Raw genomic sequence first — 16,107 nt, forward strand, 5'->3', positions numbered from 1 at the left:
AAAGGTCGCAGAAGTGAAGACTTCCGGCCTTTTTGTGTTGCATGAGTGTTCATTCCCTAATTTTAATTATTTCTAATGCATCTTTCATATGTTAGTATATTTAACATTAGAAGCGCGGAATCCAGCATTGGGCGCTAAACGTTGTTATAGTGGGTGAAGAGATTGATGCGCAATTGGGTCAAAAATGAGAATGTGCAGATGACGGCCATTGCCTTTGCCACAGCGGTAGGGGCGCAATTCAAGATAAATCCGTTCCGGGAAGATTACTTCCGAATTGGCCTGGGGGTTAGTATCCTTTTATTTCTGCTGATGATCATGCCACATCTGTCTTATGTGAAGACAGGAATCCTGACAGGCATCGCGAATTTGCTGTTTCAGTCGGCAGATCTCATCAATCATGTACAGACCGTCTCCATACTGGAAAGCATGCGGGACAATCTGGGGGCGGGCGTGTATTATGTGGTCTTTGCTTATGGTCTTAGCAAGTTCAGGCATCGATTCCATGAAATGCAGCCTCTTCTGCTCGGTGGCCTGATTACCTGTATCGATTTTTCCTCTAATCTTGTTGAGCTGCTGCTTCGCGGCATGTTAAGTGGAACCAATATCTTTTATATGAAGGAATGGTTGTATCTGCTTGTGGTTGGCGGTCTGCGAAGTTATTTTGTGATTGGGCTCTACAACAGCATTGCGGTGAGACAGATGCGGCTTTTGCATGCAGAGCAGGAGAAACGGATGGAGCAGATGCTGAGTGTAAACTCTGGTCTGTATGGCGAGGTATTTTACTTGAAGAAAGCAATGAATACCATCGAAGGCATTACGGCAGACAGCTATGATCTATATCGAGATCTTCGAGAGCAGGAGATGAACCAATACAGTCAGCGTACGCTGGGCATTGCTCAGCAGATTCATGAAGTGAAGAAGGATTCACAACGCATTCTCGCGGGTCTGCTGAAACTGTATGATAACGAAAAAGCGGTCAACATGAGCTTGTCCGAAGTGCTGAACTTTGCCAGCAAAGCAAACCGAAAATATAGTGAGATGCTGCATAAGCAGGTGGAGATCGACATCGAGCAACAGTATGATTGTGAGTCCCCGTATTACATTCCTCTTCTAACGGTCATGAACAACCTGATTGCCAATGCAGTAGAGGCGATTGAGTACGATGGGAAGGTCCGAATTCATGTGTATGAGCAGGGAGATGACGTGTATTTGGTCGTGATGGATACTGGAAAAGGCGTACCTGAAGCCAAACGGGATGTGATCTTTGAACCGGGCTATACAACGAAGTTCAATGAAGTCGGCATTGCCGCAACAGGCATTGGTCTATCCCATGTACGTGATATCGTCCAGTCGTTGGAGGGAAGCATTACGGTTGAATCGGCGCCACTGGGAGCAAAAGGTACTCTATTTGCTATAACTATTCCCAAAATGAATCTAATCAAGGGGGGCGATGTCGATGACACTTTCTATCATGATCGTGGATGATGATGTGGTCAGCCGAAGCATGCTGCATGATATCATTGAATCCTGTGGAATCGGCGAGCTTGCAGGCATGGCAGAGGGCGGCATAGAAGGGGCACGGATGATCATGGATCTGCGTCCCGATGTGGTGCTGATTGATCTGCTGATGCCCGATCAGGATGGAATTGAGACGGTAGCGAAACTGAAGCACAGCGGATATACCGGAAAATTCATCATGATCTCTCAGGTGGAGAACAAGGAGATGGTAGGAGCGGCCTACCAGAACGGGATTGAATTCTTCATTCATAAACCCATTAATCGGGTAGAAGTGGAGCATGTGCTCAGCAAAGTGAATGAACAGTGGAAGTATGAACGCTACGTCCTGGAGATCAAGCAGTCGATGGCCCGATTGAATCTGGTGGAAGCGCCAACCCCTGTCCAAGGTCGTACAGTAAGGGATGCAGCGAGAAGCATTCTGATGGATCTGGGGATTATCGGGGAAAGTGGCAGCAAGGATATTGTGGCCCTTATGGAATATGCAATTGATCAGAAGCGAGCTGGAGAGTGGCCGCCATTGAAGGAGTCGTATGAAGCGGTGGCCCGGACATACAAGTCTACACCCAAGGACGTGGAGAAAGAGAGCAAGGCGATGGAACAACGCATCCGTAGAACGGTGATTGCCGCGTTAACGAACATGGCCTCGATTGGACTCACCGACTATAGCAACCACAAGTTTGAGCATTATGCTCCCCTCTACTTCGACTTCCAGGATGTTCGAATGAAGATGAGAGCGATGGAAGAGGATCAGGCAGGCGACAAAGGCAAGGTTAATATCAAAAAGTTCCTGCATGTGTTCTATATGGAGACGATTGAAAAGATGAATAACTGAATAACTGAGATAGGGTATATCATTCCAAAAGCCGAATTTCCGGAGGTAACACTTCACGGATATTCGGTTTCTTTGTTTTTAACGCTCGCATTTGTTATATAACTTTACATCAAATGTTGAAATCAGATATTTTATTAGCAATTTTTGCGCATTTAACTATCAAAAAATAATTGATGTTAACTTAAATTTCATTAGTTGTAATTATTTTATGTAGGATCACGTAAGTTGGCGTAGGGAGCAAACTACAATACGTACATAAATACAAATGGTCGATTCGGTCGATCCCAATCTAATTCGGAAAAGGGGTTTTTCTATGAAAAAGGTAGCATCCATTGTAATGGCGTCCGTTCTTGCTCTAACACTTAGTGCCTGTGGTGCAGCGAAATCGGGTGAAGAAAGTAATGCTCAGTCGGAAAGTGGTTCAGCGGTTGAGAAATACACATTTGGTACCGATGCAACGTATCCCCCTTTTGAGTTCCAGAGGGACGGCAAATATGTAGGGATCGATATTGACCTCATGAACGCGATTGCGGAAGAAGAGGGCTTTGAGGTAGAGATCAAACCGATGGACTTCAAAGGCATTATTCCAGCCATTACGGCGAATCAACTGGACGGAGCTATTGCAGGCATTAGCATTACCGACGAACGTAAAAAAGTTGTGGACTTCTCGGACCCGTATTATCAGGCCGGTCTGTCCTTGATCGTACATGAAGATAACACGGACATCCAAAGTCCGGAAGATTTAAAAGGAAAAACGATTGCAATTAAAAAAGGAACTTCAGGTGCCAATCTTGCAGATGAATATGCAAAAACCTATGGGGCAACCGTGAAATATTTTGATGACAGCCCATCGATGTATCAGGAAGTTGCGAACAAAAACGCAGATGCTACGCTGGAGGATTTCCCGGTCATCTCCTATAAGATTGCCATTGACCCTAACGCGAAGCTCAAAATTGTTGGAGATCGATTGAACGGTGACTTCTATGGTATTGCTGTTGCCAAAGATGATACCGAGTTACAGAAGAAGATTAATGATGGATTGAAGAAATTGCAGGAAAATGGAAAGTACGACGAGATTGTCAGCAAGTATCTGGGAGAAGCGGCTAAATAGAAGGGAATGTGGTACAGATGGACTCCTCCTTACAAGTCATCATAGACGCACTACCTCTTCTGTTAGAGGGTACGGTTGTGACGTTGAAACTAGTCGTGATCTCGCTCATCATTGCGATGGTAATCGGATTGATCTCAGGTCTGATGAGTACTTCTTTGAATCGATTGTTGCGGTTGGTAGCTACACTTTACGTGGATATCATCCGTGGTACACCCCTTCTAGTGCAGGTATATTTCATCTACTTCGGGCTGCCTGTGTTTCTGGATATGCGCATTCCGGCGATGACCGCGGGTATCATTGCGATTAGTCTGAATGCCGGAGCGTACATCTCGGAGATCTTCCGAGCGGGTATCAATTCGATTAGCAACGGGCAGCATGAAGCAGCGCGATCCCTGGGCTTAACTCGTTTTCAGACGATGCGACTGGTCGTGTTGCCTCAGGCAACCCGGCGCATGATCCCTACCTTTGTGAACCAGTTCATTATTACGATTAAGGATACATCGCTATTGTCCGCGATCGGTATCGCTGAATTAACGCAGAGCGGGGAGATTATTATTTCCTCCAACTTCCGTGCATTCGAAATCTGGGGTGTGGTGGGCATATTCTATCTGATCATTATTGTGTTATTGTCCCGGGCTTCCCGGTTCATTGAGAGGAGGTATGCGATCCGATGATCACAGTACAGAACCTGAAAAAGCAGTTTGGTGCCAATGAGGTATTGAAGGATATCTCCACAACGATTCAGGAGAAAGAAGTTGTATGCGTCATCGGGCCTTCCGGGTCTGGTAAAAGTACGTTCTTACGCTGTCTCAATCTGCTGGAGGATGTGACGTCTGGCAAGGTGACGATCGGTGGTATTGAGGTCACTTCACCCAAGACGGATATCGATGAGTTACGAACCAATGTAGGCATGGTGTTTCAACAGTTCAACCTCTTCCCGCATCTGACCGTACTGGAGAATATCATGCTCGCGCCGAAGCATATCAAGAAACTGAATAAGGCCGAGAATGAGAAAAAGTCAATGGAACTGCTCGGCAAGGTCGGGCTGTCTCAGAAGAGGGATGCGTATCCCGAGCAGTTGTCAGGTGGCCAACAACAGCGTGTAGCCATCGCGCGGGCACTCGCCATGAACCCCAGTGTGATGTTGTTTGATGAACCTACGTCTGCACTGGACCCGGAGATGGTTGGAGAAGTGCTGCAAGTCATGAAAGACCTCGCTCACGAGGGGATTACGATGATTGTTGTTACGCATGAGATGGGCTTCGCCCGTGAGGTGGCGGACCGGGTGATCTTTATGGACGGCGGATATATTGTAGAGGAAGGCACGCCTGTAGAGATTTTTCAGAATACCCAACATGAGCGGACCAAGGCGTTTCTGGGTAAGGTTTTATAACCCTAATGGAACAGATATAAGAATGAAGAAATCCCCTATGAGCGGACGATGCTTCAAGTACATTAGATTATGATGGACTTGAGCACAGCTCGCTTGCAGGGGATTTTCGTTGTTGTGCGTAATACATAATATGAGATTCAGCCAATCGTTAAGGGGGAACAAGAATGAGTGTACAAGCGAATACCGGGTTACAGATCTTTGCGTTAACGGAACTGCCTTATCTCAAAGTGCATGGCAGAACAACTGGTGAGTTGTCGCCGTTGACGTTATTTTGGACGGGAAGTGCGATTGAACTTAATGTACAGGGCTCCGAACTATGGGTTGAGGTAAAGTCTGAATACGACATGTATGAGTCATGGATCAGCATTCTGATCAACGGTGTTCCGGTGAGCAGACAGATGTTGATGGCGGGAAGGTATTGGGTCTGTGTATTTCGGGGGATGAACGCAGATGTGGTGAAGAATGTACGGATCGTTAAAGATGTTCAAGCGATGAGTGGTGACCCGGGTTGCTCTTTGCAGATTCATGCGGTGAAATCCGATGGAGCGTTCCTGCCTGTGCAGGAAAAACCGTACAAGATCGAATTCATCGGTGACAGCATTACATCTGGTGAAGGTGCGATTGGGGCTAAAGCGGAGGAAGATTGGATTCCGATGTGGTTTAGTGCCATACATAATTATACGTATATGACGGCAGAAGCACTGAATGCAGAATACCGGGTCATCTCGCAAAGTGGCTGGGGTGTGCTGACAAGCTGGGATAACAATCCGAAGGGGAATATCCCCAATGTGTACGAACAGGTCTGTGGCTTGCTTACCGGTGAACATAACGAAGCGCTCGGTGCAGGAAATGAACATGATTTTGGTTCGTGGCAGCCGGATGTGGTCGTTGTGAACCTGGGCAGCAATGATGGGGGTGCATTTCAGTCACCTGAGTGGACAGATCCCGACACGGGCAAGGTGTACAAGCAGCGGTTGAACGAAGATGGTACGTATCATGAAGAGGATTTGGCTGCTTTTGAGAAAGCGGTGGAGCAGTTCCTGTTCAAACTTCGAAAAAACAATCCGGCAGCACATCTCGTATGGGCGTATGGCATGCTTGGTTTTCCGATGATGCCTGCCATCTACCGTGCGGTTGATGGGTATACGAAAAAGACAGGAGATCGCAAGGTTACAGTTATCCAGCTTCCTGATACAACCGAAGAGACGGTAGGGGCGCGCACCCATCCAGGCGAGTTATCTCACCGTAGGACGGCAGAGGTGTTGGCGGAATATGTACGAGGCATGCTGGGATAGCCTGAAATAGGATCATGGAAAGACCACTCTTTCATGAACGGTACCCCAATGGTTAGATATGTTTCACTGCATGGGGCTCTTCATTATAAGAGTGGTCTTTTCCTTTTCTGTATGATCTAGATATTCGAGGGTTTATCCACTATATTGTTGTTCTGAACCACATAACGAATCGAGATGATCTGCCCGAGCGTCTGGGTTCGGACCATTTTGAATTGACTTGGCACAGTGCCTGTCGGGAATAAAGGGATGCCATCACCAAGAACTTTGGGAATAATGGCGACTTCAATCTCATCCAGTAATTTTTTGGCTAACACAGCTTCAACCAATATGCCACCACCGACAATCCAGACGTCTCCGTCAGAATCCTGCTTTAATCGGGGGATGAGCGTATCTACCGTCTCGGTTGTAAACTGTACATGCGGAGCAGGCGGCTGTTCCGAGCGGGAGAGCACATACGTTGGGCGATCTGCATAGGGAAATTCTTCAGAAAGCGTGAGCACCTCTTCATACGTATTACGTCCCATAACAATACTACCGATCGTCTGATAAAAGGCTGCATACCCGTTGTCTCCACCATCACCCTCTACATCAAATAACCAATCTACCGACCCGTCCAGTCTTGCGATATATCCATCCAAACTCATAGCGATGTACAAAATGGTTTTGTTAGTATTCATAGTAATCGCTCCCTTCTACAATGTATGATACACTTAAACTATGACAAAAATTGACGTAGTTAGGGTGTTGAATTCATGAATAATCGGAAGCTGGCCATCATGCGTCTGATGGATTCCAGACAGAAGTTCACTGCCCGGGAACTGGCAGAACGGTTTGACGTATCGGTACGTACGATCCAGCGAGATCTGGATGCATTGCAGGCACTGGGTTTTCCTTTGTACACCGAGGTTGGTGTGAACGGGGGATATCGGGTGCTGCCCAATCGCATCTTGCCACCTCTTCAACTGACGCAGCAGGAGGCATTAGGACTGTTTATGATGCTGGAATATCTACAGCAAGTCCCGGATTTTCCGTACGGTTCCATGCGTGAACATCTGGCTGAACAGTATTTTTCCACTTTGCCTGAGGATGTACAGGACCTGATTGTGCGAATGAGAGAACATATAACTTTTGTTCAGCATCCCGGTGAGCATGTCGAGCCTTTGACAACCGAGATATTGCGTGCAGCGGTGGAAAAGAGAGAAATCCAGTTTATGTATCATGCCCGCAGTGGTCGTAAAAAAGTCCAGGTCTTTCCCTATGGTATCTACTATGAGCAGGGGTATTGGTACATGCCAGCACGAAATAAGGATCGCGTATTGTTGTATCGGGTGGATCGCATGCAGCAGTTGGTTGTGATGGAATCGGTTGATGAATCTGTTCCAAGCCTGAAGGCATGGCTAGATGCCAAAGAAGACAGAGCAAGCGTAGAAACGGTGCTGCAATTCACGGAATTTGGAGCAAGGATGGCCGCGTCAGATGTGTTGTTCAAGTCGGTTGAAGGCAACGAGTGGCGCGGATTAGTTCCGCCCGAGGAGTTTTCTTTTACAGCGCGAAAGTTACTCTCCTATGGTCCGGAAGTGAAAGTGATCTCGCCCCCTGAATTAATGCAACAGGTTAGAGAGTTGCTCGAACGGAGCATAAGCCAGTATGGTAGGGGATAAAAGCTATATACGCTCGATAATTGGGTATTAAGGAAAAGATGAGAGAGGTGTGTAGAGATATGAGCAAAGTTTGGACTAAAGACATCATCCCGACTGTATCCAATAAAGTAGTGATTGTGACAGGTTCGAACGGTGGGCTAGGGTATGAAACGGCATTAGCCTTAGCTGAAAAAGGCGCGAAAGTTATCCTTGCCGTTCGTAATGTGGAAAAAGGTGAAAAGGCAGCTAACCAGATAAAGTCATCTGTCCATGTAGCTGGAGAGGTCATCGTTATGCCCCTTGACCTTAGTGATCTAGCCAGTATCCGTAAATTCGCAGCCGCTTTTCTTGAGCAATACGATTCCTTGTCCATTCTCGTTAATAATGCAGGCATTATGAATCCTCCATTCCAGTTGACAAAGGATGGCTTTGAGTTGCAGTTTGGTAGCAATCATCTAGGGCATTTTGCGCTTACGGGCCTGCTATTGCCCCGATTAATTTCTACTCCGCAATCGAGAGTGGTTACTCTAAGCAGTTTGGCAGCAGGTAATGGTGCAATTGATTTTAATAATTTGGATGGCTCCAATGGATATTTTCCCATGAAGTTCTACAGTCAAAGCAAGCTAGCCAATCTGATGTTTGCGAGAGAACTGCAGAGTAAGTTTAATTCCGCTCATATTGATTCTATGAGTATCGCCGCTCATCCAGGAATTTCGAATACCAATCTGTTCTCCTTCGGTTCGGGGAAACAGGCGAATATATTCATGCGGAGTCTTCTGAAAATCATTAGTCAACCTGCACATATGGGGGCATTACCTACCTTGTATGCTGCAACAGATCCAACGATTACGGGAGGAGAGTATATTGCTCCTAGCGGTATTGGCGGCACCAGGGGCTATCCAAAGAGTGCTAAGATTATTGAAAAACTATATGATGCTCACATTTCAAACAAGCTTTGGAGCGTTTCAGAAGAATTAACAGGAGTGTATTACCAATTTGACGTGTAGATTTTGCCATTTAGATAAATATTCCTTATTATGGTATAGATAGTTGAAAATTCTTCAGTACAAATATGAATGATTGAATGGGGGGCTACCATGATTCGATTCATAAGAAGTTTCACGACCCGCTCTATGCAGAGTCCATGTGATGAACAACGGCGGTTGTTTGCATAGAGCCTGAAATTCTTTTCCGCCATACCATTGTAGTGCATATTCAATGTGTTCATCGTAGGACTCTGCTGCCTTAAAGATTTTAACTTTTAAGGAGTGGAACAACATGAAATATATTAATGCGGATACAATCTTCCCGGAAGAATTGCTTAGAGAAATACAACGTCATATCCCGGGTGGCTTAATCTATATTCCGAGGCCCAAGGGTGCCCATAAGAAGTGGGGCGAGAACTCGGGTGGCAGAATACTTGTACAGGAACGGAACAATGAGATTCGCCAGCTGTTCACCGCAGGTAGGACCATTGATCAGCTTGCTGAGCAATACTGTTTATCCGTGGATAGCATCAAGAAAATTGTATATGGCAAAAAGGGATGAAACTAAAAGCCGCGTTCGAGCCATCGAATGTGGCTTTTTCGTATGTAGAGAATGATTGATAAAGAATCTTTATATATTCGAGGTGGTTAACTGCGCGTACAATTCACTTGACGGTGCAAGGATGCGCAAGGAGCGTTGTTAAAATACGATTTTAAATCATCTGGTGAGGTTGGTGTGTATGAATATAGATGTAAGATTAACGAATAAGGACGAGGCTTATGTGATTAAAAATATGTACCCGCTATATCTTCATGACCTATCCGGTCATTACGGTCTAGGTGGAGAGCATACCTCGAATGAACACGGCATTTTTGAACCAAGTCCTGAGTATAAAACGTTACAGGATCAGTATGATGTACAGAACGTATGGTGGGAAAAACCGGAGTGTCTTTATCCGTTTCTGATGATTGTAGATGGCATTCCAGCAGGGTTTGCATTCGTAGCCACGCCGCCTCATTGCTCACAAGGAATAGATTTCTTCGTACATGAATTCTTTCTGATGCGGCCGTTTCGAGGGGTAGGCGTGGCTGAACACGCAGCGTCGACAATCTTCGGAATGTTTAGAGGAAGTTGGGAGTTGTTCACCAATCCATCGGAGAACAATAAGATTGGCCAATCTTTCTGGCGGAAAACAGTGGCTAATTATACCGAAGGTAACTATCGGGAAATGTACGGGCATACGTTTGATGGCTATAAATTGATTTTCCAATTCTCCAATATATAAAAAGAGAGACCGTCTCCCAATGAGGAAAACGATCTCTCTCCTTTGCCTTTTATAAACTACCGCTGAAATAGTGATACTCTGAATTCACTTCAAAACCAACACTGCGGTACAGATTCAAAGCGCGCTCGTTCTCGGTAACAACGGATAGGCGAATATCTGTGTAATGTTGTTTCCTTAGGAGATTCACCAGAATATAAAGCACGGTGCGTCCTATTTTCCGTCCCTGATAAGCAGGCAAGATGCAGAAGTTATGAATAAATGCGGTTGTTGCATTAATGGAGTTAACCCGTACCAGCCCAACAGGCAGTTGATTCTGCCATGCAATATAGGTGACTCGGCTGGGTTCATTTGTTTGCATAAAATACTCTCGTGTCCAGTCCTCCGAATCTCCAAAGGCTTGGGAGGAACAAGTGACTATAAACTCCATATCCTCGGCTTCTGCCACGGACAACGTTAGTTCAGGTGGCTCCACTACCGAAGGGACCTCATTCGCAAGTTGCATCGAATACTCCGCACGATCATAAATCGCTCCGAGGGATTGAGCTGTATGAACACCTGGAGATAAGCCCTGAGGAATGCGATAACTGAGTTGGGTAATCCCCTGTGGTTTCATGTCCAGGATAGCCCGTTTCAGTAGGTTGCTGAACACACCTTGGCGACGATAATGCGGATGTACGATGGCATTAATATTCCCGGTTACGCTGTCGGATGGATACCAACTGAGGAGTCCTGCCAAATCACCGTCGCGATAACAGAGGAGCGCGTGGTCGCCGTCTTTTTTGCTAATATGATCAAGGTCTGCCTTCAGATGCACGGAATCGAGCTGTTTACATTGTTGTTCGAGCGAAATAATAGCATCAATCTGTTCCTTGGAGTTATAGACCATGGGTACGACTTGATAAATTGACATAGCTTTCACACCTTCATTGTTGAAGGAAACGCGCGGTTATTGGACCCGCAGGCGCTATCCTTCAAGAGTTGGTTCACTTCCCGATGACTATAACATATTCTATTACGAAAGTGACATGTGTTTGTTCAAATGCGCCCAATAACTGGACATTATATCCTATTAAAGGGATAATTGAGAGTAATACAGACGAGAAAGGGAGGGATTAACCATGCGTAAGTTCGCTTATGTAATGGGCATATTATTTCTTTCCGCCGCCATGTTAATAGGGTGTACACCATCTGAACCAGCAGAAAGCACTGAACAAGTCACTCCACCAGCAACGGAACAACCGAGTGATATGAGTGATCAGAAGGCGACGGCGGAGGAGCAGCAACAAGCGCTCGAAATGTCGTTGGAGTATAAAACAACAGAACTCACCGTGGATGGCAAGAACTATGAGGATACGTTAGAGATGGAAGGGTTATTGGCCAAAGGAGAGACCATGAAGTCATTCCTAACCTCCAGAAATTATGAGGCTTACATGGCTAATCGATATATTATCCTGCCTCTTCAGGTTGCACACATCGAACAAGCGAAACTGCATCCTGAAAATATACAAACCAAGATCAAAGATAACAAGAGCGACTGGATTCTGGTGGAATACACGCTTGATCTGAAATTTACAGACGATAAAGGCAAGGAGTTCAAGTCCGTTCCGCTCTCGGGGGATATCACCTTTTTGCAGGATCAGGGAGAATGGCGCATTCAGGATGATACGTACAACATGAAGCCCTTCACAGAAATCATTAATAATTCACTGTAGTTCATGAAGTGTCTGTGATTTTGGCACATGGCGGTTGTGCTCGAATTATCCATTGCGAATAAGCTCCTTCATATCAGTACGCACTTCAAAGTGCGTACTTTTTTTGTGGCGGCGTACCCAGCTAAGCGCGTGTCGTCAAAAGGGTCTCGTCGCGATGTTAGCTATCGACACCTGCTAGAAATTTGCAGGGTACATTCTCCTGTAATGATGATATTATTTGGATGATCAACTTACTTATTGCGCTCTTCGTAGAATGGGGTTGAATTCATCATGAGGGAGATTTTCCGGGTCGGTTCTCGTAAGGCTTGGTTGTATATTATTGCTGCTGTTATTGGTTTGGTTACAGGCTACATCGTCCTCTCTTCGCCGGACTCTCCTAGGCTCCAAAGTGAAGAAGGTATTCTGGATTTAACGCAGGCTCAACTTAGTACGAGTCCACAAAAATTAACAGGGAAGTGGGCGTTTTATTGGCAAGAACTGCTGACGCCTGAGGATATGCGTGTTCGTTCGGCAAGGGAAGGAAATCAGGACCACTGGATTAGCATCCCAAGCTCCTGGCGGGGCTACCCGTTAGAAGGTCAGAGGCTAAGTGGTACAGGCTATGCAACCTTTGGACTGGTCATTCATCTAAGCGAGCAGGATCAAGATGAGATGCTTGTTCTGCGGCTGCCTAGCATTTTTCATGCGTACAAATTATGGGTCAATGGCAAGCTGCTGGCAGAAGTTGGTGAGGTTGGTCGGGACAAGCACAGCATGACCCCGCAACTGGAAACAAAGCTGGTGTATTTTCAGTCTGAAAGCGACACGGTAGAACTGGTTATGCAAGTATCCAACTTCCAACATCATCGGGGCGGCATTACCAAGGATATCGAGCTGGGTGGTAGCGACGTACTAACTGCCAAGACCAATCTGAATCTTGCCAGGGATATGTTCATCACGGCAAGTTTGCTAGTGATCGGCTTGTATAATTTGCTGTTGTTCATGCTGCGACGTAAGGATAGAGCTCCATTATATTTTGGCCTGTTTACTGTACTGCTTGGTATTCGATCCTTGTTCAACGGAGAGCTTATCTTTACACAATGGTTACCTCAGTTTCCTTGGGAATTGCAGTTCAAGATTGAATATCTGATTCTTTGTGTCAGTGGTTATATCATCACCATGTATTTTGATTGTATTTTTCCGAATTATGTGTCGCGATGGTTTCGTCTTGGCACCCGGATCGTAACAGGTGCATTTTGTATCCTTGTCGTGGTAACCCCTGCGATTATATATACAAAATTTTTGCTGGTAATCGGTGTGATGGTAGTTCTACATATGATTTATCTGATGATCGGACTGGTTCATGCGGCTGTGCGACGTATGGAGGGAGCGTTGATCTTCCTGCTGGTGTCGGTGGTTACTTTGGTCACGGTTATCAACGATTTTTTATATTTTAACGGATGGTCGCTAGTTGGAAATACATCTCCGCTTGGCTTATTGATATTTACGATCGCGCAGCTGCTATTGCTGTCTTCGCGATCTACGAGGACGGCATCGAACGAAGAGAGAATTACACGTGAATTACAGGACGTTAATGACAAGCTGATTGAAATGAATATGAATCTGGAACAGACCGTTCAGGAGCGAACACAGGCCTTATCTACAGTGCATGATGATCTCCAATCCTCGTATGACCGACTGCTTCACTCCGAGCAAGGGAGGAAGAAACTACTTGCTTATATTACGCATGATCTGCGTATGCCGTTGTCCAGTATGCTTGGATATGTAGAAGCTATACAGGACAGGGTCAAGCCGGAACGCAATGAACAATATCTGAAGTACATCCGGGAGAACACGATAAGGATTAACCGTATGATTGAGGAGTTGTCCTTCTTGTCGCATTTGGAGACCGGGCAAGTCTCGTACCGAATGGAGCCGATTCAGATGATTCCTTTCTTGCATAGTTTTTTTGAACAATATGAGTTGGTAGTGCGCGACGCAGGATTAGACTTCATACTGGATATTGGAGATACCGAGGATCAACGATCTATTTTGCCAGTTGTCGAGATGGATGCGAAAAGAGTAGAGCAGGCCTTATTTAATCTAGTATCTAACGCCATGAAGTTCACCCCCAGCGGGGGGCTGGTGCGTATTGCACTAGTTGTGGAAATGGTGAATCATGCTCCTCATGCAGTTATTAGCATACATGATTCTGGCATGGGTATTCCTCCGGATCAGCTTGAGCAAATCTTCGAACGTAATTACAGATACGATCGGCCGGGAATGGGCATAGAGGGCAGTGGACTGGGTCTGGCAATTTGCAGGGAAATCGTACAAGCGCACGGAGGCATGGTTCGAGCGGAGAGTGACGGCAAGATGGGGGCGACATTCTATATAACGTTTCCTTGTACAGTGATTGAAGGAAAGGGGTGATGAGATGGACAAGCACAAAATCTTGATCGTTGATGATGATCCTCATATATGCGAGATTGTGCAGGTGTATTGTGATAGGGAGGGATTTGTCTCCACCTGCAGTCATAGCGGGTCAGAAGCGATGGAGCTGCTTGCATCGTTTGAGCCGGATTTAATTATACTGGATATATTACTGGCTAATGAAAACGGTATTGACTGGTGCAGGAATGCGCGTAATTTCACCAGTGCGCCGATTGTGTTTCTGAGCAGTCAAGAGGAAGACGAAATAAAAATTAGCGCATTATCCTATGGCGGGGACGATTATGTGACCAAGCCGTTCAGTCCGGGAGTGCTCATGGCCAAGATCAAGGCTCATCTTCGCAGAGTATCAACGGGTAGAAGAGAGCAGCTACTGGAGTTACCGGGTTTGACACTGGATTTCTACACGCAGTCCGTCAACATGGGGAGTATACCTATCTCTTTATCGAAAAAAGAATTCAGTCTGCTGTCCTATATGGCACAAAACGTGAATCGTGTCGTCAGTGTCGATACGTTGTTTCAACTCATCTGGGGAATGGAAAGTCTGGAGGATACAAGAACGGTTGCTGTACATATCAGTAATTTACGCAAAAAAATTGAGGCTGACCCTGCCGACCCCGAGCGAATCATTACGGTTCGGGGGAGCGGATATATGCTGGTTTCTAACAGTACGTCTCAAGCATGAATATAGCAGTAAGGGTGGTAATCTATTCTAAATGGGAAAATGGCGTTGGAGCAGTACCTGACGCTACTTTCCCATTTTTGTTCTTTCCACTAGCTTCGTAATCCACTCAAGATATTGGATTCCTCAACACCAGTCTGCGCTTTTCCATCCTCGTCAAAATGATGTGCCATCTCTCTGAAGAATTTAACGATCCAATACGAACGGATTTAAAGTTTTCTTTAGGTTTCTCAAGTAGGTTAATCCATCATGATAAAATCACTGTGGTCGATATAACGGCAACGCGTGAAGAAATGGTTGTCTTGCTGTCTCGCATTAGTACTTGAAGAAGGAAGTGGCTCCAATGGCACGAGTTATATGTATCACATCAGGAAAAGGTGGAGTTGGCAAGACAACGGTGACGGCTAATCTGGGGACTGCCCTTGCCTTATCGGGGAACAGGGTTTGCCTGATCGACGCTGATTTTGGATTGAGAAATCTGGATATTCCGCTTGGTTTGAGTAATAGGGTGAACTATCATATTTCCGATTTTCTGACCGGTCGATGTGCTTTACATCAAGTGATTGTCAAAGACAAGCGAATCAGTACCTTGTTCTTTATCTCCTGTAGTAACGACGTGATGCATCACGATGATCCGCAAGTTTTTCGCGAGGTCGTGCAGCAAATAGCCCAAGATTATGATTATGTGCTGATTGATTCGGCGGCAGGCATTGAAAATGGATTCTGGAATACAGCTTTAGCCGCAGATGAGGCTATTGTCGTCACTACCCCTCATCGTACGTCGCTTCAGGACGCTGATCGCGTAATCGGATTGTTAGAAAATATATTTCAGGCTCCTCCGCAGCTCATCATTAATATGGCAGACGGGCAGGAAGCTCGTTCGGCAACGGTAAAGATGGAGGATATCATCGATATTCTCAATATCGGTGTGATAGGCGTGATCCATAGCGATGTAGAAGTTATACGTTCCGTACATAAAGGCATCCCGATTGCACTTGATCCCGAGTTTGAAAGTGGGCAGCGCTTCCGGCACATCGCCCACAATGTGGCGAAGAATCAGCAGAAGACTTTTATTTCATTAAATTCCAAGAAGCATAGAAGTGTTTTTTGCTTTCTCAAAGACTGCTCTGGGGGAAGAGCAGTTGATATATTTGATTCTGGTATATGAATCGTTTAGAAGCGAATCATCTGGATGGTTTACAGACTAGCTAAAGAATTCATG

16 protein-coding genes are annotated in these 16,107 nt (G+C 45.8%); 14 read left to right on the top strand and 2 right to left on the bottom strand.

Annotated elements, in window-relative coordinates; all coding sequences use genetic code 11:
• The first annotated feature begins 165 nt into the window (after nucleotides 1-165).
• From MHH93_RS17415 to MHH93_RS17440, 6 genes are all read left to right on the top strand, one after another.
• Nucleotides 166-1,485: an ATP-binding protein gene (locus MHH93_RS17415; RefSeq protein ID WP_500055018.1), complete on the top strand. Its 1,320-nt coding sequence runs from the start codon at nucleotides 166-168 to the stop codon at nucleotides 1,483-1,485.
• Entirely contained in the window at nucleotides 1,457-2,350 is an 894-nt protein-coding gene (locus tag MHH93_RS17420) for a response regulator (RefSeq protein ID WP_500055019.1), read from the top strand. The genes MHH93_RS17415 and MHH93_RS17420 overlap by 29 nt, the downstream gene beginning before the upstream one ends.
• 313 nt (nucleotides 2,351-2,663) lie before the next feature.
• Entirely contained in the window at nucleotides 2,664-3,461 is a 798-nt protein-coding gene (locus tag MHH93_RS17425) for a transporter substrate-binding domain-containing protein (RefSeq protein ID WP_500055020.1), read from the top strand.
• Between the two features lie 17 nt (nucleotides 3,462-3,478).
• Nucleotides 3,479-4,135, top strand: coding sequence for an amino acid ABC transporter permease (locus tag MHH93_RS17430; protein ID WP_074092820.1), 657 nt, complete (start codon nucleotides 3,479-3,481; stop codon nucleotides 4,133-4,135).
• Nucleotides 4,132-4,854: an amino acid ABC transporter ATP-binding protein gene (locus tag MHH93_RS17435; protein WP_500055021.1), complete on the top strand. Its 723-nt coding sequence runs from the start codon at nucleotides 4,132-4,134 to the stop codon at nucleotides 4,852-4,854. Before MHH93_RS17430 ends, MHH93_RS17435 begins: the two co-directional genes overlap by 4 nt.
• Nucleotides 4,855-5,018: 164 nt before the next feature.
• Nucleotides 5,019-6,149 (top strand): SGNH/GDSL hydrolase family protein, encoded by a 1,131-nt coding sequence (locus MHH93_RS17440; protein ID WP_500055022.1) that lies wholly within the window; start codon nucleotides 5,019-5,021, stop codon nucleotides 6,147-6,149.
• A gap of 116 nt (nucleotides 6,150-6,265) precedes the next feature.
• Here MHH93_RS17440 and MHH93_RS17445 read toward each other — a convergent pair whose 3' ends face one another.
• Nucleotides 6,266-6,826 carry a dihydrofolate reductase family protein gene (locus MHH93_RS17445; protein WP_500055023.1) on the bottom strand — a complete coding sequence of 187 codons (561 nt, stop codon included), beginning with the start codon at nucleotides 6,824-6,826 and terminating at the stop codon, nucleotides 6,266-6,268.
• Nucleotides 6,827-6,901: 75 nt separating this feature from the next.
• Between MHH93_RS17445 and MHH93_RS17450 the strand changes: the two genes are divergently transcribed.
• The 4 genes from MHH93_RS17450 to MHH93_RS17465 all read left to right on the top strand — a co-directional run bounded on the left by MHH93_RS17450 (nucleotide 6,902) and on the right by MHH93_RS17465 (nucleotide 10,061).
• Entirely contained in the window at nucleotides 6,902-7,810 is a 909-nt protein-coding gene (locus tag MHH93_RS17450; protein WP_500055024.1) for a helix-turn-helix transcriptional regulator, read from the top strand.
• 59 nt (nucleotides 7,811-7,869) lie between these two features.
• A complete protein-coding gene (locus MHH93_RS17455; protein ID WP_500055025.1) occupies nucleotides 7,870-8,796 on the top strand; it encodes an oxidoreductase in 927 nt (308 codons plus the stop codon).
• A 271-nt stretch (nucleotides 8,797-9,067) separates the two neighbouring features.
• Nucleotides 9,068-9,337, top strand: a complete 270-nt coding sequence (locus MHH93_RS17460; RefSeq protein WP_500055026.1) for a CD3324 family protein — start codon at nucleotides 9,068-9,070, stop codon at nucleotides 9,335-9,337.
• A 178-nt stretch (nucleotides 9,338-9,515) separates the two neighbouring features.
• Entirely contained in the window at nucleotides 9,516-10,061 is a 546-nt protein-coding gene (locus MHH93_RS17465) for a hypothetical protein (protein WP_500055027.1), read from the top strand.
• A gap of 49 nt (nucleotides 10,062-10,110) precedes the next feature.
• Here the strand turns inward: MHH93_RS17465 and MHH93_RS17470 are convergent, their stop codons facing one another.
• Entirely contained in the window at nucleotides 10,111-10,971 is an 861-nt protein-coding gene (locus MHH93_RS17470) for a GNAT family N-acetyltransferase (protein WP_500055028.1), read from the bottom strand.
• A 208-nt stretch (nucleotides 10,972-11,179) separates the two neighbouring features.
• On the opposite strand from MHH93_RS17470, the gene MHH93_RS17475 reads away from it, so the two are divergent.
• From MHH93_RS17475 to minD, 4 genes are all read left to right on the top strand, one after another.
• Complete coding sequence (locus tag MHH93_RS17475) at nucleotides 11,180-11,773, top strand: hypothetical protein (protein ID WP_500055029.1); 594 nt, start codon at nucleotides 11,180-11,182, stop codon at nucleotides 11,771-11,773.
• A 270-nt stretch (nucleotides 11,774-12,043) separates the two neighbouring features.
• Nucleotides 12,044-14,185: a sensor histidine kinase gene (locus tag MHH93_RS17480; protein ID WP_500055030.1), complete on the top strand. Its 2,142-nt coding sequence runs from the start codon at nucleotides 12,044-12,046 to the stop codon at nucleotides 14,183-14,185.
• A 4-nt stretch (nucleotides 14,186-14,189) separates the two neighbouring features.
• Entirely contained in the window at nucleotides 14,190-14,888 is a 699-nt protein-coding gene (locus tag MHH93_RS17485; RefSeq protein WP_500055031.1) for a response regulator transcription factor, read from the top strand.
• 340 nt (nucleotides 14,889-15,228) lie between these two features.
• Nucleotides 15,229-16,053 (top strand): septum site-determining protein MinD, encoded by an 825-nt coding sequence (gene minD / locus MHH93_RS17490; RefSeq protein WP_500055032.1) that lies wholly within the window; start codon nucleotides 15,229-15,231, stop codon nucleotides 16,051-16,053.
• Nucleotides 16,054-16,107: the final 54 nt, after the last annotated feature.

This window comes from Priestia sp. FSL H7-0729 (assembly GCF_038005685.1).
GTDB lineage: Bacteria > Bacillota > Bacilli > Paenibacillales > Paenibacillaceae > Paenibacillus.